Origin of the sequence: Rheinheimera sp. KL1 (genome assembly GCF_001275035.1) — a bacterium.
Taxonomy (GTDB): Bacteria; Pseudomonadota; Gammaproteobacteria; order Enterobacterales; family Alteromonadaceae; genus Pararheinheimera; species Pararheinheimera tangshanensis.
The window spans coordinates 1-19,669 of record NZ_LAMX01000019.1 but is presented as its reverse complement, the minus strand read 5'-3'; the positions used below and the strand labels follow the sequence as shown (position 1 = coordinate 19,669).

At 45.3% G+C, this 19,669-nt stretch carries 18 protein-coding genes; 7 read left to right on the top strand and 11 right to left on the bottom strand.

All coding sequences use genetic code 11. From position 1 onward, the window contains the following. Positions 1-47 precede the first annotated feature (47 nt). The 5 genes from WH43_RS09765 to WH43_RS20615 form a co-directional block, all read right to left on the bottom strand. Positions 48-734 (bottom strand): energy transducer TonB, encoded by a 687-nt coding sequence (locus tag WH43_RS09765; RefSeq protein ID WP_053424428.1) that lies wholly within the window; start codon positions 732-734, stop codon positions 48-50. 167 nt (positions 735-901) lie between these two features. Continuing rightward, a complete protein-coding gene (locus tag WH43_RS09760; protein WP_229670456.1) occupies positions 902-1,207 on the bottom strand; it encodes a putative signal transducing protein in 306 nt (101 codons plus the stop codon). 201 nt (positions 1,208-1,408) lie between these two features. Further along, on the bottom strand, positions 1,409-2,896 hold the full coding sequence (locus tag WH43_RS09755; RefSeq protein ID WP_152342821.1) for a mannan-binding protein: 1,488 nt from the start codon (positions 2,894-2,896) through the stop codon (positions 1,409-1,411). A gap of 295 nt (positions 2,897-3,191) precedes the next feature. Continuing rightward, a complete protein-coding gene (locus tag WH43_RS20620) occupies positions 3,192-4,037 on the bottom strand; it encodes a prolyl oligopeptidase family serine peptidase (protein ID WP_286049636.1) in 846 nt (281 codons plus the stop codon). Then, positions 4,034-5,470, bottom strand: coding sequence for a DPP IV N-terminal domain-containing protein (locus WH43_RS20615; RefSeq protein ID WP_286049635.1), 1,437 nt, complete (start codon positions 5,468-5,470; stop codon positions 4,034-4,036). Before WH43_RS20615 ends, WH43_RS20620 begins: the two co-directional genes overlap by 4 nt. A gap of 574 nt (positions 5,471-6,044) precedes the next feature. Between WH43_RS20615 and WH43_RS09740 the strand changes: the two genes are divergently transcribed. The 5 genes from WH43_RS09740 (at position 6,045) to ggt (ending at position 12,062) form a co-directional block, all read left to right on the top strand. After that, positions 6,045-6,494, top strand: a complete 450-nt coding sequence (locus WH43_RS09740) for an outer membrane beta-barrel protein (protein WP_053424426.1) — start codon at positions 6,045-6,047, stop codon at positions 6,492-6,494. 721 nt (positions 6,495-7,215) lie between these two features. Then, the gene (locus tag WH43_RS09735; protein WP_053424425.1) at positions 7,216-7,974 is read left to right on the top strand and encodes a hypothetical protein; all 759 of its coding nucleotides are present in this window, start codon (positions 7,216-7,218) and stop codon (positions 7,972-7,974) included. A 12-nt stretch (positions 7,975-7,986) separates the two neighbouring features. Beyond that, positions 7,987-9,033: a zinc metalloprotease gene (locus tag WH43_RS09730; protein WP_147905202.1), complete on the top strand. Its 1,047-nt coding sequence runs from the start codon at positions 7,987-7,989 to the stop codon at positions 9,031-9,033. Positions 9,034-9,249: 216 nt separating this feature from the next. Next, on the top strand, positions 9,250-10,134 hold the full coding sequence (locus WH43_RS09725) for an alpha/beta hydrolase (protein WP_053424423.1): 885 nt from the start codon (positions 9,250-9,252) through the stop codon (positions 10,132-10,134). Between the two features lie 224 nt (positions 10,135-10,358). Further along, complete coding sequence (gene ggt, locus WH43_RS09720; protein WP_053424422.1) at positions 10,359-12,062, top strand: gamma-glutamyltransferase; 1,704 nt, start codon at positions 10,359-10,361, stop codon at positions 12,060-12,062. Positions 12,063-12,092: 30 nt separating this feature from the next. On the opposite strand, the gene WH43_RS09715 is transcribed toward ggt, so the two are convergent. Next, entirely contained in the window at positions 12,093-13,040 is a 948-nt protein-coding gene (locus WH43_RS09715; protein ID WP_053424421.1) for a capsular polysaccharide export protein, LipB/KpsS family, read from the bottom strand. A gap of 317 nt (positions 13,041-13,357) precedes the next feature. Between WH43_RS09715 and WH43_RS09710 the strand changes: the two genes are divergently transcribed. Both WH43_RS09710 and WH43_RS09705 read left to right on the top strand, forming a co-directional pair. After that, the gene (locus WH43_RS09710; protein ID WP_053424420.1) at positions 13,358-14,350 is read left to right on the top strand and encodes a DUF1852 domain-containing protein; all 993 of its coding nucleotides are present in this window, start codon (positions 13,358-13,360) and stop codon (positions 14,348-14,350) included. A 93-nt stretch (positions 14,351-14,443) separates the two neighbouring features. Further along, a complete protein-coding gene (locus WH43_RS09705) occupies positions 14,444-15,484 on the top strand; it encodes a methionine synthase (RefSeq protein WP_053424419.1) in 1,041 nt (346 codons plus the stop codon). 231 nt (positions 15,485-15,715) lie between these two features. Here the strand turns inward: WH43_RS09705 and WH43_RS09700 are convergent, their stop codons facing one another. From WH43_RS09700 to WH43_RS20610, 5 genes are all read right to left on the bottom strand, one after another. Next, a complete protein-coding gene (locus WH43_RS09700) occupies positions 15,716-17,245 on the bottom strand; it encodes a Fic family protein (RefSeq protein WP_053424418.1) in 1,530 nt (509 codons plus the stop codon). A gap of 302 nt (positions 17,246-17,547) precedes the next feature. After that, positions 17,548-17,832, bottom strand: coding sequence for a type II toxin-antitoxin system RelE family toxin (locus WH43_RS09695; RefSeq protein ID WP_053424417.1), 285 nt, complete (start codon positions 17,830-17,832; stop codon positions 17,548-17,550). Continuing rightward, positions 17,822-18,076: a type II toxin-antitoxin system Phd/YefM family antitoxin gene (locus WH43_RS09690; RefSeq protein ID WP_053424416.1), complete on the bottom strand. Its 255-nt coding sequence runs from the start codon at positions 18,074-18,076 to the stop codon at positions 17,822-17,824. Before WH43_RS09690 ends, WH43_RS09695 begins: the two co-directional genes overlap by 11 nt. A 117-nt stretch (positions 18,077-18,193) precedes the next feature. Beyond that, the gene (locus WH43_RS09685; RefSeq protein ID WP_082335737.1) at positions 18,194-19,222 is read right to left on the bottom strand and encodes an ImmA/IrrE family metallo-endopeptidase; all 1,029 of its coding nucleotides are present in this window, start codon (positions 19,220-19,222) and stop codon (positions 18,194-18,196) included. 173 nt (positions 19,223-19,395) lie between these two features. Beyond that, the coding region (locus WH43_RS20610; protein ID WP_286049633.1) for an STM2766 family helicase-associated protein at positions 19,396-19,669 on the bottom strand (274 nt) is incomplete at its 5' end.

Sequence of the window (19,669 nt, the reverse complement as noted above, 5' to 3'; positions counted from 1 at the left end):
ACGCCAGCGCGAAACATATGGCTTAGCCAGTCGAGCACATCAGAGGATCAGGATTGAGTATGATCCAGAGTAAAATCGATAGTTAAACTTTGCTCTAACTCTTGTCCTGAGGTACAAGCCACGGTTTTTTCAAGCAGCCTTTTGGTTTCACGATCAAAAACCCGCTCAGGAGTTCCTTTCAGTTCAATCACCTCTTTGAAAAAACCATTCGCATCAAACCTTACGCTGGCTTCAACCTTACCTTCAAGACCATCACGAGCTGCAGGTATCGGGTAACGCAAACGAGGTAAGTACAAAATTTTATTTTTTGAGTCGGCTTTTGCAACGCATAGCTGTTGCAGTAAAGGAGCAAGCTCGCCTTTCTGCTGCAACCACAAGGCACTATCAAACCAAAGACGGGATGAAGGCAATCGTTGAATCACTGCTTTGTGAAATTCGTCTTCATTCATACCGGCACGAAATTGACCCATACATTGCTGGTAAGCTTTATCCATCAACTCGCCACGGTAAAGCTCACTGGTCCAGGACAGTTCAGATAATCCGGTAATACAATCTGAGGTATACAGCTGATAGTTTTGTTGTTCACGTTGCTTCGACAGCGCAAGTTGTTTTTCCAACTCTTGCTGATATTGCTTCGAAGTCTTTTTCTGACTCTGCACCTCTGTGTTTGACGAACATGCCGATAAAACCATAGCGGTGATAAAAAGTGCGGGCAGAACATTTAGTTTTTTCATAAAAATCCTTTTCAGTTTGAGTCACCTTGACGCATTACTGACAGTGACATCTTAGTCTCTTGTAGATTTACTTAATGCCAGATGCTGCCTGATTTGGTCACTTCAAACAACTTTTTTCTCAAGCAACAACAGGTTATAAAGCTTTTGACCGCAATAAAATCACAGACTCAGCCCTGCTCAGTACCACAATTCCAGCACAACTCAAAAGAAGCGGCGTTTTCCTCCGCGCATTTGCTGCAGTGCCAGTCGTCGGCTTCGCTGTCGAGTTTCAGGTTATTTAAAATCATGCTGGCTAAGGCGTAATCATTTTCGTCCACCAGCCATAACTCCAGCCAGCTATCAAACGCAGAGACCTCACCGATCAGGCTGACCGCATGTTCGTTTTTGATAAACACCTCAAAACCACGGCGTTGCAGAATATTCCTGATATTGCTGACAATCAGTCTGTTTTCATGGGTATAGATCATTTTCATGCTGGTTTTACTCCTGCATTCCAGCCGTACTCTTTGATCAACTGTGGACCTGAGGCAACAAAGAATCAAGAGACAACAACGTATTTCGCTGTGCTGGTTACAGAGGGGATGCGCTGTCATTAAACGTATCAACACTGTTTTCACTACAAAACAGTGGCTTGATACAGGCCAGGATTGTGCAGTTAGTCTGAGCTATCTGCCTTAGATCCCGGTACAGCCACAGACAGAGCCAGCGCTGGCATTGGCGTTAGTCCAGTTGCCATTCCACTTCAGATAACTGGCAGTACTGGGACAGACACCAGGCTGAGCTACCGTGCCCTGACAAATAGCCGAAGCCATGCTGTTATTACCAATAGTGGTCGTGGACGTCACATCAATGTTTTCGCCCTGCCCTATTTTAATGTCTTTAAAAATATGACTAAGCGCCTGAGTAGTGATGTTATTACTGACACTTTGTGCTGTACCGGCATAGTTATGGCAGCCAAAACAGTTACTGGCAAAATTGCTGTTCAGGTTCACATGCTGATAATCAGTTTCTGCAACTGAATTCGCTAAACGTAACGAACCACGTTCATTGGGAACCCCTATTCCACCCGAACTTTGACTGATATCACTGACCCATAGAGCGCCAACGGTAAAATAATTGGTCAGCACTTTCATCGCTGCTGGTGCGGTAGGTTGTGACAACAAACTCAGTAACTCACTGTTTTGCGTGGTGACATCACTCAGGTTTTCTGCAGCTTTAGGGTCACCCGATGCGGTGCCGTAAGGATGAACCCTGCAAATATTAGTGGGCACACCAGTAGGCGAGGTTTGTTTTTTCAGCGGCTGATTAAACTTACAGGCGTTGCCTGGGTCTGCTGAGCCAGGCAATGCTGCAGTGCAACTTGCGCTGGCAAAAGTCCAGGCCGTGCTGTTTTGCGCATTTGGCGCCTCACAAGTAGGGGTATTTTTGACATGCTCGTAGGTCGTCCAGATAAATTCCGGATGGTCTTTGGTGGCGGTCACCATATGCATTCCCGCTAATCCCAAAGTCACATTTTTGCCATTAATACTTTGTTTTTGGGTGACAAAAGTATTAGCGGCAACTTCAGCATCTGATAACACTTTCCAGCCAAATTTTAGCTCCATAGTGCCGGCCGGAAAATTTTTCGTATTCTGTTTTTGCAGCTCCACAGCACTGCCGGTTAAACTACAAAGTGCCCTATTAAAACGTACGTCGTAATACACCACATTGCCATCCTGCGCATAAATAGTAGCGCCACCGCCGGCCTGGCCTGTCGTCACCGAAGTGCCAGCTCCGGCTTTTAACAAACTGGTTCTTAACACTGGTCCTGTAATAGTGTTATCGCACGAGTTGGCTGGCGTACCATCGGCATTAAACTCCAGTACAGGGAAATTCGTCTGTACCTGAAAATTGCGCTGTCCGTTGCTGTTTTGTGACATTAAATACAAAAAGGTTTGGGTAGAAAACTGGTAAAAGTCACAGAAATTGGAGCTGCCATCTGAGCCACTTTTTTTCACTTCAGTAGGCAAAGATGGGTTCGTCAACCAGTTGGGATCAACAGCACAAGCGGATGCCGCTGTTGCCGCAGCAGAGTTGTTATACGCCTGATTTGCCTGCGCCAAGTGCGGCGCAAACGCACCCAGGACCACACTGCTGATCACTAGTTTTTTTAAGATATTCATCTGCGTTATTCCTTCCATTGGGGGGTTATCACTATCTTTTGAGCCACAGGAGGTTCTGGTTTTGTCGTACCATTTTTACCTGTTTCGAAAACTTTAGTTGCTATTATGGAAAAAGGAAGGTTTTTCAAAAAAGAAACGCAGATCTGAGCGGGCAAAGACAAAAAGCAGGAATGAATAACAAAAAATGGGGTAGAAAAAGTGCAGGACACTCAACCAGAATACCTAGTGAAAATACGCTGGACAGTGGCACTGCACTTAAAGATAAGCCAATACAATTTAAGCACAAAGGCCTTATTTACAGCTGACTTTTGTTCCTGTCAGAGCTTTGCTGCTTTAAATGACGCTGGAAAAAATCGAACTGGCGGCGCTGCACATAACGAATAGGCCCAACAGAACGCCCTACCGCATGCTCGCCCCCCGGCACCAGCAACAAATCAAAATCCTTATCAGCTTTAATCAGTGCATTCACCAGTTGCATGGTAGAAGCCGGGTCGACATTGCTGTCCTGCTCACCGTTGATCAGTAGTAAATTACCCTGTAGCAACTCTGCATGCTCAGTCACAGAAGACGCCGCATAGTGAGGTCCAACCGGGTACCCCATCCACTGCTCATTCCAGCTGATTTTATCCATCCGGTTGTCGTAGCAACCGGCATAAGCCACACCAGTGGTGTAAACCTCGGGGTGAAACAACAAGGCTGCTACTGTACTTTGCCCACCTGCTGATGCGCCATAAATACCCACTCCTGCCGCCATGTTGTACCAGGGAAATTGCTTCGCAGCAGCTTTATGCCAGAGGATCCGATCCGGAAAACCTGAATCGGCCAGATTTTTCCAGGCCACATCATGAAAAGCTTTTGAGCGGTTTTTCGTGCCCATACCATCAATTTGCACCACGACAAAACCCAAGTCAGCCAGCGCCTGCATCCCTATCACTTTATCGCCGCCCGAATGAAAACCAAAGGGCCAGAAACTTTTTGGTACAAAGCTGTCATGGGGTCCGGCATAGATATTTTCTATCACCGGGTATTTCTGCTCCGGTTTAAACTGTTGTGGCTTCACTATTAAGCCCCAAATATCTGTTTTGCCATCCCGGCCTTTGGCGACAAAAACTTCCGGTGCTTTAAAGCCAGCCTGAGTCAAACGGCTGATATCGGCTTTAGCAGGGTACGAATTAACTGACCGTCACTGCTGCGGCGCAATTCCGCCACATTGGGTAAATCGACCCGCGAATACAAGTCGATGTAATACTGCCGGTCGGCGGAAAAACTAACCTGATGCGTGGCATTGGCGGTCGTTAAAGCCGTCAGGCCAGTACCATCAAAATTAATCCGGTAATAATGAATAAAATAAGGGTCTTGCTCTGGCTCCATACCACTGGCGGCAAACCACAACTGCTGTGTTTTTTCATCCAGATGCAGCACATCACGTACCCGCCAGTTGCCTTGGGTGATCTGATTTATCAGCTGGCCCTTGTTGTCATACCGATACAAGTGCGCCCAGCCATCTCGTTCCGACAACCAGACGAAACCTTTCTCAGGCCCTGACAAAGCCTGATAAAAAGCGCCCCACTGGTCGATAAAGCTTTGACTGCGCTCGGTCAGCAAGGCTTTTGGCTGCGCCGTTTTTGCATCCACCTCAATCACACGGACCAGTTGATGCCCCCTCTCGGTGTAACGAAAGGTAAAACTCTGGCTATCGGCCTGCCACTGCACCTGATCCAGCGTATAAGGCTGACTAAACAGCTGGTTATCAATCCGCTGCGCTTTGCCTGCATCAAGCTGCACCAGCACAGGCTGGTCTATGTCGACAGCATCACCGGGTTTAGGGTAAAGCTGAGTCAGAGTTTTAGGTTCCAGTTGATCCACAGGAGAGGATAATACGCGGGTGACCATGCGCGCTGTGCCGGGTTTAACTTTCATCACCAGCAACGCCGAACTGTCCGGAGCCCACTGAATCGACTGCGCATCATAAAAATCTACGGCCGAACCATCCTTGCTCTGGTATTGAATGCGGCCATCTTTGTGTTTGATCACAAGGTTATGCGCCACAATCTGCGCTGTATAAGCGCCATCCGGTGAGCTGCGCAGCGGGTTATAGGCCTCAATCCGCAAGTCTCTGACCACACCAAAAGCCTTAGGCTGCCCCTGGCGTTCCATCGCTTTACAAAGCGTCCCATCCAACTGGCAACTCCAGTTTTTGCTGTCGTAATAAAACTCTATGCTTTGGTCATTTTCACTGTAGCTAAAGCGGTCAAAAGGCAACTGCAAAGCGCTAAACGACTGACCCGTTGCCTGATTCAGCGCCCTGCTTATCCGTTGATGATCAAAAGCCAGCTCAGGCTTAGCCTTTTGCACCGAGTCACGGAAAAACTGAAAACCGCCCTCCACACTTAGCTTGTAATGAAACTGATGGCCGTTTGCAGCCCATTCAGGTTCGAACATCAAATCCCGGGTTAAATGGATCCACTGATCGCGCAGCGACAAAGACTGATTGATCTGCTCGTCCTGAATGTCCGCTTGAGCCGAGACAGCACAAAACAAAAGCAAAGCACCACAATAGTTTATTAATTTCATAGCTATAGATCCCTGAGCTAAAAGCGAAAAACCAAGCTATAGAAAAACATCCTTAAACAAAAGCCAACCAAAACCAATTCACGTTTAAAGCACCACAAGGTCGGTTGGATTGCGGTGGGACAGTCAGATCTGGCGTCTGGCACTGTCCCCTTGATTCAGTTGAGCACTAAGCGCTATGTGCTCAGAGCTATAATCGGCTGATAATAGAGCAGCACAGACCACAAGTGATATAAAGCCAGATACCTGGAGCAAAACTATTGATCCCGTCCAACGCCAGAGGGAAATCAGCGCAGCAGCATTAGCGAAGGGATTCCCAGCGGCTAAAGCGGCGACATTTAACATGACCGGCTGACCAGGTTTAAACCCGTGCACTCAGCTTGTCCGGTCCACCCCAAAAAGTTGGCATCTACCTGACAGATGTATAGCTGAACAAAAAGAATTTGAAGCAGCAATGATTTACCGATTGACATACCCATTTTAGGTCTTTAGATTAATCCTATGTTACATTCTCATCAGCAAAAATTGTCCAGAATGCTTACTGGTGGATAGCGGGAGCAGCACTAAGGAGTGGCCTATGAATCGTACTGTGATTGCTTTACTTGTTTTTTGTTCAACTTCGGTCTTAGCAGATGATGGATTCTATCTGAACATTAACTCAGCTTTTCAACACCAGACTGCTTCTGAACTGACTGGTTCTGTTGACTCTTTTTGGCAAACCGGCGTTGGCTTAGGCTACAAAGAAGCATTGTCTCCGGCATGGAATGCCCTGTATGAGTTAGGTGTAGCTACAGCAAATCCAGAGTATTCAGATGCCAACGATGGTCAAACTCATAGCATCTATACCCGAGTTCTTTTTGAATACAATGAATTATCTGAGCAAGTGAAACCTTTTGCTGGTGTTGGCCTGCAGAAAACCTATGCAACAACAGATCACTACATTGATGTGAAAAAATCCGTTGGCTTCAATTTCTACCCTGAGCAAAAAGACTACAGTATCAGTTTGATGGTATCGCACTCAGATTAACAGAACGTCAGAGTAAGAGCCTACTCAGATGTAGGCTTTCTGATCGTTCATCAGCCTTACAAGTTAAAACCTGAATCTGCTGCAACTTGCTGTAGCATTATATCTGTACTTCAACTCTGATCCTGAACTCAAAGGTTCAACTTTATCAGGACTCGGTCTGAATTGTGGCAAAGTAAAGCGAAGCTACATATAACATTGAGTGAGACTGAAGTGTGACAGCCATACAACCAATAGCCTTCTCTCCCCCTACATTCCTTTTTCAGATAAAAACGCCATCAAAAAAAATTGGTTATAGGTCTAAAAGTAAATTAGCCTTTAAAAAAATATAAGCCGCCCCTCTTCGAAAACTCAATGAAGTATAGAGACGACTGAATACCGTCTGTACCCCTTTATTTAGGCAGATCCATAAGAACATTTTTCCAGCGACAAAACAAACCTGTTATAACTACAAATAAATTTCATTATTTAACAATTAATCTATTGACATACCCATTATGGGTCATTAGATTAACTCGTGACACATGTCATTATCATTTATACCAAAAAAGGAAAATACCATGGAACATAAACAAGAAAACCAAGAATTAAATTTTGATGAAATTCAAGAAGTTGAAGCACATGTAGATCACGAATGGGAAGTCGGCGTTGGCTGCAGCACCCCGTTCTAATTTATAACAAAATAACAACAAGGGAGTTTGACTCCCTTTTAAGCTACTACATAATGAACATAAAAAAAGAGAAGTTTGAACAACAGAGATTGAATTTCAATTATGTTGTTAAATCAATTTCGGCTCCCGATGAAATAACAGATCTCGGATTAAAAGAAGATTTTGATGAGTGGTTAAAATACAGAAGATTACACGCTGACTTCTTGCTAAAAGGTTCAGAAAGCAAGTTCTTTCAGGAATGTGAAGTTACATTTGATGAAATGGATACTATTGCCGAAAGTGTATTTTTCGTTTTTCATTACGGACCATACTTTACCCTTCCATTACATTTCGTTAAAAAGCTTGGATACAGTGGCGCTTCATTTATTCTAACATCAGAAAGTATTGATTTTAGCCTGGTGGCACGTTGCGCAGAATCATTTGGTGAAGTGCTGGAACCCATAGTCATAGATCCATCAGGCCTGTTCGTTAAAAAAGTATTACGAGCAAAAAAAAGAGGTCATTGCATATTTATACTTGTTGATCTGCCAGTAGGCTCAGACGATAAAAGCTTTGCAATGTTTGACACCTATTTCGGAAAGATCAAACACCGACTTGGTTACATGAGAATTGCTGAACTACTGAAGCAACAGCCTGTATTAATAGTCCCCGAAGTAAGCGACGATTTCAAAACAATGAAAGTAAAAAAAATAAATGTAGACTCGCATGAAAATATTATCAGCGAGTACACAAAACTACTGAAGAAAAACTACAGACACTTTGAAAGAGTTGACGAATTAGCAAGAATGTGTTCATTCACTCAAGCCATCTAGGATCTATGTATAGTGAACTCTCCAGATGAAATTTACATGTTTGTTGCAACGGAAGTTATAGACAATGGCGATCACATTGCGATCAAAACATCGAGTGGTCGTTACTTCCAATTGCCGAAAGATATTTTCAGCACTATAAAAAAATATGTATCTTCGGACGGCGTTGTTTCAAAAGAAATACCAGAAAAATACTTGGCTAAGCTTATTGATCTAGGCGTTTTTTATAAACAGGGAGTACAACAAGGGTCTGCAGACGAGTTTAATCACACCTCCAGTCTAATCCCCGTAGTAAAAGGCAGGCCACTTGAATTCCTGGTTAATGTCTTCTCAAACCTATTGAAATTCAAGATAGCTACACTCTATGTCATCTTCGTCACTGTATTATTTATAGCCACTGTTGACTTTCAAAAACTAATGGCAACCCATTCTGCAACATTACATATGGGGTATGACGTACTCCTTATGATCATTGTCTATATATTTTTCTCAGGAGTCACTCATGAGCTAGGACATAGCTCAGCGTTTTATAAATACACAGGAAAGAAAGCGGAAATTGGTGTTTGTTTCAACTATTGCTTCCCATCATTTTACTCGGACGTTAGAGACGCCGCTCTGTTATCGAGGAAATCAGAGCGAGTTTCCATCCTGATCGCAGGCGTGTATTTCCAAATCCTGCTGTTCCCGGTACTCGCTATTCCGTTTTATCTGTTGGGGGGGGATAGAAATTTACTGTTACTCTCTTACATGTTACTCATACAAGCTTTCTTTAACCTGATCCCTTTTTTAAGAAGCGATGGTTACTGGTTGTGTAAAGAGCTTTTTTTTACAAAAGGTAGCAAAAATACATTTTACTTAGTGGTCATTAAAGTTTTTTTCTTTTTTGGCTTATCTTACTTACTCTTCGTTTGTTATTTAGCAGTAAGAGATTTTTATAACAATATTTACCTGCAAGGTATGTTGCCATGGGAACAGCCAGCATTTGATTTTTTCCGACAGTTCCTGGTCAGCATTTATCTATTGGTTGGCTTTAATAAGCTAATTTCCTGGGCTAAGAGTTGAGATAGGTATCTTTACCTACCCCGCCTTTGCCCTGTGCTCCTCTGTTATGACAGCTCTTGTCTTAGGCAATTATCATTTAAAACCATAAAGCTGGATTGCAGGTAAAACCAACTCAAGGTTATGAGTATCTTTAGTACATAAAAAAACATCGCCAAGGCTGAGTAGACGAACCGCAGTGCTGGCGCAGACACAGTCATCCCAGAATAGGAATATCTAATGATAAGAAAAGTCATCATTCTCACGCTAATAACATCATTATTTGGATGTACAGCCTATATCCGCGAAAAAACCTTTATTACTCAAGACAAAATGGTATCCACTATCAGTGATAGTGATATCAATGCATGGCAACGAGAATTTCCAGATTATTCTTTTACTTTGCTGAAACTGCCATCGACGGATCAAAAAACAACAATGGTAGGTTTATATCTGGACAATAAAAAATCCAACGACATTATCTACTACATTCCAGGCAATGGAATGAAGATTTCGGATGGTGGTTTAAAAGCGCTGAAGGAACTTTCAGCTTTGGAGCAGGACATTGTCATATTTGACCGTCGAGGTTTGGGGGCAACGGATGGCACAGCCTCAGTCCAAGGTCTGATCAATGATTCATTACAACAATTCGATTTTATTCGATCAAAGATGAATCCGGATCGGTTAATAGTCCATGGCTTTTCTCTTGGAGGATTTGTAGCGGTTCAGGTCGCAAAAAATAAATCTATCGATGCACTGGTGTTGCAAGGCACAGCAACCAACGCCTCAGAGTGGGTAGATGAGCGTTTTCCTTGGTATTACAAACTATTTGTCACAGTCAAAATCGACGCTGAAATACAGGCTTTGGATAACACCAACGTATTGGAAAACACCTACGCAGGTCCGCTCTTAATGATTACTGGTGAGGATGACGAGCAAGTACCTGCAAGTTTACCTAAAACCCTGTTCCAGAAGAGCTCTTCAGAGCTCAAACAGCTTGTCGTCGTAGAAAACGCAAAGCATAGCGAAATGCTACGTTCACCTTCGGCATTAGAGAGCTACAGACAGTTTATAAAACTACTACACAGCAAAAATGTTTCTGCCAGGCAAAATATGAAGTCATAGTGAGACTTACTACATTTTTTTCTTTAGTGCTTCTGTGCCGGGGGAGCAGTCTCGCCCGACCCAGGAGTTCAGAAGCATTTAGCCCGACATTAGAGATACACAACTGCGCGATTTATTTGTTAGATGTCCAACAAAATCCGGTTAAAAGACTCTGGCGCCACCCAAACTCTTGTTATCTATCACTTTAAAGTGATAGAACTGTACGAAACATCAAGGAGTTTGTTATGAAATACCGCTTTTTATCCGGACTCGTAGTTCTCTGCTTATTCGTATATACCGGAGCCGGACAGGCAACACAAGCAATCCATACCGCGCAGAACAAAAGTGAAACGACCATAAAAGGCGCTGTCGCCTCTCCTGATCAATACGGCGCTTTGGTGGCAGAGCAAATTCTGCGCAAAGGTGGCAATGCGGTGGATGCTGCCATAGCCACGGCTTTTACCCTTGCTGTTACTTATCCCGAGGCTGGCAATATTGGCGGCGGTGGTTTTATGCTGGTCTGGTTTGACGGCAAACCTTACTTTCTGGATTACCGTGAAACGGCACCGGCAGCGGCGCACAAGGATATGTTTTTGGATGCCGACAAGCAGGTGGTAAAAAACTTAAGTCTGATTGGTCATCAAGCCAGTGGTGTGCCCGGCACTGTGATGGGCTTGTGGTTGGCACACAAAAAGTTTGGTTCCCTGCCCTGGCAGGATTTAGTGGCTCCGGCTATTCATTACGCTGAAACAGGTTTTATCGTAGCGGAAAATCAGTACCAGTACCGCGCTGATTTACTGCAGCAACTGGAGGGTAAAACTAACTTTACGCAGTATTTTGGCGCAATGAAAGCGGGCGAAAACTTTAAACAACCCGAACTGGCTGACACCTTAAAACGCATAGCGGCACAAGGCCCTGACGATTTTTACCAAGGCAAAACCGCACAGCTTCTGGTGGCAGAAATGCAGCGGGGCAACGGCTTAATCACTATGGAAGATTTAGCCGCCTATCGCGCCGGCTGGCGTGAGGCCTTAGTCACACCATGGCAGGATAAACAACTCATCAGCGCCCCGCCGCCAAGTTCTGGTGGCATAGCGCTGGCACAATTATTAGGCTTAAAGCAGCGCCGTAGCAGCGACTTTCACGGAGTAACGCACAACAGTAGTCAGTATGTGCACTTAATCGCAGAGCTGGAAAAACGGGTTTATGCTGACCGGGCAGAGTATTTAGGCGACCCTGGTTTTGTCAAAGTGCCGCAACAGCAATTGCTCGACAGCAACTACCTCGACCAACGCGCTAAAGAGATCAACCCACTTAACATCTCCGCCACCAAAGCCATTAAACCCGGCCTGGAGGGTTATCACACCACGCACTTTTCTATTCTGGATAAGCACGGCAATGCGGTCTCCAACACCTACACGCTGAACCTGGATTTTGGCAGCGGCGTGGTTGTGCAAGGTGCAGGTTTTTTACTGAATAACGAAATGGATGACTTTTCTGCCAAACCCGGTGTGCCCAATGTATTTGGCGTAGTAGGCAACGATGCCAATGCCATAGCCCCGGGTAAACGCATGTTATCTTCCATGACGCCCAGCCTGTTGGTCAAAGACAATCAGGTCGAACTGGTGGTTGGCACGCCGGGAGGCTCCACCATCATCACCTCTATTTTCCAGGTGATCACCAACCTGTTCGACTTCGACATGCCGTTGCAACAGGCCGTGGCCGCCCCACGTTTTCACCACCAGTTATTGCCCAAAGATCAGATCACCATGGAGCCATACAGCCCACTATCAGCAGAAGTGCAACAACAGCTGAAGAAAAAAGGTTACAAGCTGCATACCCAAGGCTGGAATTTAGGTGACGTGCAAGCGATACAAGTGACAGCCACTACAGTCAAAGCAGCCGCCGATCCGCGTTCCCGTGGTGTAGCTAAAGTCATTCAGTATTAGTGCCAAACAATCTTTGGCTTGTTGTAATACTCAAAGGTAAGGCTCCAGCGCCAGGTAACTGCGCTGGGCAATCTTTGCCACACAAAAATCCTGTTGCTGCACATCAAATTGCCACAACATCAGCGCACTGAGTAATTCAGATTTTTTATCCGCATGGCGGGTTAACAAACAATTACCTTCAATGATGGTTTGTGTGCCATACAGCTCAGCTTCAAACAATACAGTAGAGTTGATGCCATGCACCTTTTTTGCTCCTTTGATCAGAGCTCGTGAACAATCCGCAGACCAGTGGCTGCCTCTGGAACGGAGCTGATACCTGCTGCTGTCACGTGGATGGCGTTTGAATACCAAAGTGTCATGCGGATACAAAGACTCGACGTAATGAATAAACTCTTGCATGCCATTCACAAACCTTGAATTCAACTGCACATTTGAATCCTGAGCTAACTGCAAAGGCACAAAAATATAGTCTTGCTGCTCGGAATAAGTCGGTACGTTCCGGAAAAACTCATGACGTTTGCGCTGCAGAATAGGCGTGATGTCCTCTGGCAACCAATTCAGCGGGTCCATCGCCAGACTGGACTCGACGTTAATCCCCTGTCTGTCAAAATATACATGCTGCGTTTGAGGGAAAAAGCCACATTCCACAAAGCTAAACTTCAAAGCATTGGCCTGTAAAAATCGTTTTAAAGGCTCAAATTCTGGTACTGAACCACTCCACAATAAAGTACCCAAACTTTGCTGAAAAAACTCCAGGGGCAGCGACTGTAATGGGTGCCGATACACCAGACTAATAGAATATCGCCCAAACCAATCGGCAAGCGCCGCTAACCAGATCGGTACTTGCTCCACTGGATTTAAGGTAAACAGAACCACATAAGCCTGGTCTGGCTGAGTTTGATAAAAGGCGCTGTTACAGGCAGAAACACCCGCTAACACTGTACTGTCATCACTGGAACTTGCGTTAGATTGAACCATCTTGCCCGACACACCTTAGCTACACCCTCTTTAAACAGGTTTTAATCTACGCTGTTTCTGTGACATTGAATCAATCTTGCGAGAAAAACAGCACTAAAAAGTTTTGCAGCAAGGGCAAACAACAAGAATTCCTCTGGTTCAAGTCGGCCTCCTCACCAAGCGCCTCAGCCCAACATGAAGATCTTTCATAGTGCAGATGAAATAAAACCACTGTTCTTTGTCCTGTTATCAGCGTATAACTGACACATAAATTTTAGACGTCCAGACTTCTTAATGGATATTTGTGACACAAAACAGCGCATGAGAGAGCAAAGACGATGAGCAACTTCAAATTCAGCATTCACAGCATTGGTTTTGATGAAAATTATCAACCAGCCAACAACACCCGTATCACCACCAACTTTGCCAACCTGGCTCGTGGTGAGCGCCGTCAGCAGAATTTGCGTAACACTCTGGCGATGATCAACCAGCGTTTTAATCATCTGGTCAGTTGGGATAACCCAGACTCAAGCCGCTATTCGCTGCAGTTGGATATTATTTCTGTGGCTATCCAGATAGAGGGCGCCAGCACAAACCATGATCAGCAGTTTCCGGCCATCGAAGTATTAAAAACCACTATTCTCGACCACAAAACTAACCAGCGCATTGAAGGCATAGTCGGCAATAACTTTTCCTCTTATGTGCGGGATTATGATTTTAGCGTGGTGCTGCTGGAACATAACAAAAACCAGCCAGCTTTTAGTATTCCGGAGCAGTTTGGTGATTTGCATGGCAAACTCTTCCAATTATTTGTCAATTCAGAAACTTATCAGCAGCACTTTCACAAAAAACCTGTGATTTGCCTGAGCGTATCCGACAACAAAACCTACCTGCGCACCAGCAATCAACACCCGGTGTTAGGAGTGGAATACCAGCCAAATGAAACCTCATTAACAGAGCAATACTTCAAAAAAATGGGCTTAGAGGTGCGCTACTTTATGCCTGCTGGCAGCGCTGCGCCTTTGGCTTTTTATTTCTTTGGCGACCTGCTGAACGACTACAGCAACCTGGAGCTTGCCAGCACCATCAGCACCATGGAAAGCTTCCAAAAAATCTACCGGCCAGAAATTTACAACGCCCATAACGCGGCCGGTGAGCGTTATCAGCCGAACTTAAAAAATCCTGATCACGCCTTAACGGACATTGTCTACGACAGAGCAGAGCGCAGCCGCTTAGCAGTAGAACAAGGCAAGTTTGCCCAAGAGCATTTTATAAAGCCGCACCAGGCGCTGTTAAGCCGTGTGCTGGAGCAAGGCCAAGCACGGCGCTAAAGAAAGCGCAGCGATAACAGCACAACGCGAAACCAGGCATGCATTAAGGGCATTGGCCCACAGTATTGAATTAAACCAAAGAGCGACTTATTGATGAAAAAATTACTTCCTACTTCAACAGCCGGCAGCTTACCTAAACCGTCCTGGCTGGCCCAACCTGAAACCTTATGGTCACCTTGGAAATTGCAGGGTGAAGAATTAACAGACGGCAAACAGGACGCTTTGCGTTTGTCGCTGCACGAACAAGAGCTGGCAGGCATTGATATCGTCAGTGACGGTGAGCAATCACGCCAACACTTTGTCACCACCTTTATAGAGCACCTGGACGGCGTTGATTTTCAAAAACGTGAAACAGTGCGCATTCGTAACAGATACGACGCCAGCGTGCCAACTGTGGTTGGCCCTGTCAGCCGGCAAAAATCAGTGTTTGTGGAAGACGCCAAATTTTTACGCCAGCAAACCACCCAACCTATTAAATGGGCGCTGCCAGGCCCTATGACCATGATTGATACCCTGTACGACGCGCATTACAAAAGCCGTGAAAAACTGGCCTTTGAGTTTGCCAAAATTCTGAATCAGGAAGCCAAAGAGCTGGTAGAAGCTGGTGTCGACATTATTCAGTTTGATGAACCGGCTTTTAATGTGTTTTTTGATGAAGTAAACGACTGGGGTATTACCGCTTTAGAGCAAGCCGCCGATGGCCTGAAACAGCTTAAATGCGAAACCGCAGTACATATTTGCTACGGTTATGGCATTAAAGCCAATACCGACTGGAAACAAACGCTGGGCAGCGAGTGGCGTCAGTACGAAGCAGTATTTCCGAAGCTGCAACAATCCAGCATCGATATTATCTCACTGGAATGCCACAACTCACGGGTGCCAATGGAGCTGTTAGAGCTGATCCGCGGTAAAAAAGTCATGGTCGGTGCTATAGATGTCGCCAACCACAACATCGAAACACCAGAGGAAGTAGCAGCGACTTTGCGCCAGGCACTACAGTTTGTCGACGCGCATCATCTCTATCCTTGCACTAACTGCGGCATGGCCCCGCTGCCGCGCCATATAGCACGAGGCAAACTCAATGCCTTAGCAGCAGGAGCAGAGATAGTACGTAGGGAATTGGCGGCGAAATAGTCTTGTTGAATTCGGCGGTTAACAGCTCAAGTTTATGACCACTATTTTGTGCATTAAGCTATTAATGCACAAAATAAAATGCAAAAAGCAACTGCTGCTCTCAATCGACTTTTAGGGCAACTGGTAAAACAAATAAGGGTTGAGCCTATGGACCCATCCGAACTTGCAGTACGGGTTGGGTTAAGCCGCAACACCTTCTCAGTTTTATCTGTTTTTTGGATTTTCGGGAACTCAATCCATGGCTTTGGCTTTAAGCAGCGACGCAAGAAACTGCGTAAAAGGCACAATATCCTGTTGGACGCTGGCAGCTTCCAATGCCTGCATATATTCACTTCGCCGCTCAACAGGTACCACTGTCCAGGGATAACCGCCTGAAGCCATCATTAAATTCATGATAAACCTCGCTATTCTGCCGTTCCCATCGAAGTACGGATGGATATACACAAAAACAAAGTGCCCTAACACCACCCTGACCGCCGCATTTTCTTCTTCAGCAAGTAAATCGAAGAAGGTTGGCATCATATCCCTGACAGCTTCCCGATTGGGCGCTGTATGCATCGACTGGCGAATATAAACTGGCCCTGTCCGATAACCAGCCAGGTCAGATGGTTTGATAATACCGGCCGCAACGCTTGGACCAAACAAGGCCAGGTACCAATCACTATGCGTTAGCTCCAATACTTCGCCCGGTTTTTTACCTTCCAACACAGCCCGAACGGCTTTTTTAACTTGCAAAAACGCATCCCAGTACCCTTTCGCGGCCATAGCATCCAGATGTTTTTTATTTTCATCTGCGCCGTCGGCTTGCCATTGACCTGACCGTACCAGACCAATGAATTCACGGGTAACCCGGTAGCCTTCAATAGACAGTGAGTGGTATGCATCGGTAACATATTTATCTTCCACTTCAGCCATATAAGTTTCGATGTGGATTACTGGGTTCAGGTTGTCAGGAAAATGCGCAATCACAGCTTCCCGCATTTGGGCCCACATCAGACGAATGCGATTGACGTAGGGTGACACTTCACGACGACCAAAGCTTAGCTGCAGTTTTTCAGCGAAAGGGTCTTGTTCCTGCACTTTAAAATCGGCCGCTTGCATGCCCTTTAGAATGTTATCTGCGATCAAGTCCCTGCCGATATTTCTAAAAGCTCCGGCTAAGCGGCCTGCAATCACACTATGATTGCCTGCAAGTAATACAAACAACAGATCCGAAGCATCTGCCACCATAGATAAGGCAGTTCGCAGTTGAATTGGCGCTTTTTGAAAGTGGTTTGGTGAGCAATAGACCAGAGCTGCCGCCAAACTGTACACATTGAGCCCTTCTACATTTTCAATCTGTTTCAGCTCAGGCATGCTCAGTCTGACATCAAAAATCGAGGTGTTATGCAAAAAAGCAGTGGGCTTATTATTGCCATTTGGAGTGCGGACAAGCAGCTGTTGAGGAACAGTTTTATCCCCGATATGCAGGCTAATCGACTGCTCAGGCGACAGACACCAGCAGCTATCGAACCGCGCTGATAAATAGGCAGCACAGAAATCCCAAAAACAGCTATACCAGGATGTGCTGTCGCCAGGCTTTTCATCTGGCATTGCAGCTATGTACCAGCCTCGGATCACTTCCCGAATAAAGCCATGCTTCAATAGCCGCTCACGATGCACCCGGCTCAGTTGCTCAGACTTTATGGCAACAACTCCCGATCCTTGCAGCTGTTGTAGCTGTTCAAGCGAATCAGCTAATTTTTGCGAGACATCGCTCATGCCAGCTCCTGACAGTTCTAAGGATTAATCTACAGGTTTTAGTGTAATACCATTTATAGGTTTTTGTGTCATTTAATTTATAGGTTTTGATGTGTCTCAATCTATAGGTTTTGAAGTGTTTTGGTCTTCTGATGAGTGACAAAGAAGGGTGTGGACAGATTTGAAGACTAAATAACTGGTCCTCATTGTGATACATCAACAAAACAAAGTTAAATTTCAGAGGTTTGAACTAACCTAACCTGCTCAGCCAGAATATGAAAAGCATTTCCAACACGACCTCCAAACCAAAAGAAGCTACCACTTCACAATCTGGCTAACGCAGCTTTGTATACCTGGTTTCGATCTCTTTTCCCTACGGCCACAACAGAGACCACAATCTCCAGATCCCGAACCTGATACACAAGGCGGAAACCTGCGCTCTGTAACTTGATTTTGTAACAGTCCTTCATGCCTCTAAGCTTAGCGGATTCAACATGAGGAGCCTCAAGGCGCTCTATCAACTTTTTCTTAAATTGTTCCCGGATCAAAGGTTCCAGCTTTTTCCATTCTTTCAAAGCTTCTTCTTTAAAAACCAGCTTATAGGTCATTAATATCGACCTCAACCTCCGGCTGCTCAGCTCTTGCCGCAACCAAAGCCGCCAGCTCTAAATCCTCCAGGCGCTCCATTAACGCTTCATAAGCTGCGGCTGGTACGCAGTAAAAAGCAGGCTGATTATGACTAAGCACAGCCACAGGAAAACCCTCACCCTGCGCTACTACCGCCATAGGGTTCTTTTTAAGTTCTGTAATACTGCTGGTTCGTTCCGCCAGTATGCTATGTACAGTTGCCATCTGAGATTTACCTTTGAGTCGACATCTAATATAGGTCTTATTTTAGGTTTTATTTTCGGTTTAAGCTAGAGCTTTTCTGTATCTCACCGAATATACGACCAAGCTTTGCACCTACACCTAATACTCCGGCACCAGCTCCAACTGCTCCAGCCGAATCGCCATAGCTTCCACTGACACTTTAAAATACTCCGCTAAAGAGGGTACGGCATGGCCGTTAATGCTATCCAAACCAGCCAAAGCCCGCGCCAAACCTCGTGAGGTTTTTAACTGCTTTTCTATTTTTTTGTCGTTAGTACGGTTTAACAAGTCACGCAACGCCTCGTGGTTTAACACTTCAGCAGGGAAACGCTGTGCAAACACGCTACGCAGCAGCTTTTCCGGCATTAAAAAACAGGCAGCAAAATAGTCGGCTTCTTTTTCGATAGCGTCCCTTATAGCTCCGGTACTGCCATCAATAGGCTTATCACGATGCAGGCCAGACTGTTGATGCATCACGGCATGGCCTAACTCATGAGCAGCGGTAAAGTTACGCACCGCCGCAGGATAACGCCTGGATATAAACACCTGTTTTTTGTCTTTGTCGATCATACCGGCCACATCCACACCGGGCTCTATCTCACCTAACGAATCCACTTCATGGTAACTATAACCCAATAAATAAAAGGCTTTTTCCGGGTTCAGTAACTGCACTGGTTCTTCTGGCACACCTTCAGACCACAAGCTATCGCGTTCAAGGTAAACAGCATGAGCCAACTGACGGGACACTTTGGCAACTTGTTGCAAGGCAATATGCCCTTTTTGGTCTGCGGCCATAGCCGCAAAGCGCAAGACCGGAGCTTGTTTTTGCGCTTGCTCGTCATGATCCTGCTGATTATGCGCACAAGGGTTTTGGTGCCCGCGCTGTAATGGGTGAATAGCTTCAGCTTTTGGTGATGGCGCAGCGGCTATAAGCTGAGCTGACATATCGACCGAAGGCCAAACTTCGTCGGAGTTATCGCCATTATTTAAGCTGAAATAAGGATCCTGATGCCCGTTGTCTTTATGAACAGGCAGCAAAGCACTCAAGCCACCGTCTTCGTCCATATGAGCATAAGGGTTATTCATTCGTAGCCTGTCGGCTTTGACCTGATCTTTTGACGCAAGCATAACTGTGACCTTTGGTACAAAAAACAATCAGTTAAGCTTAGTAGGGTTTTGGGGAAAGTGGTAAAAGGGCTTAGATAACGAGAAGCTAATAACAATATGGGTTCGTTAGAAAGACCGAAGATCTATCAGCAATAACGGTAACTGTATTAATGCTGACACCAAAATCTTTTAATTCACTCTCTTAAGAACCATTTTGGTCTGGTTGGATCGAACATGGAAATAACTGTCTCAAGACTAATCCCTCTATCAAGTCCGATTTTCAATGTTGAGGAGTTCTTCAAGAAAAAATCCAAATGAAATCTGGGATGAACTTTCCCATTCTCATTTGCTGCATCATCATCAAATCTAAAATAGCCGTGGTCTTCAGATATGAGATGAAAAAAAAATGTCGTTGACCTATCCCCCAAATTTAAGACCATGACATTGATGAGATTTCCAATAAAATGG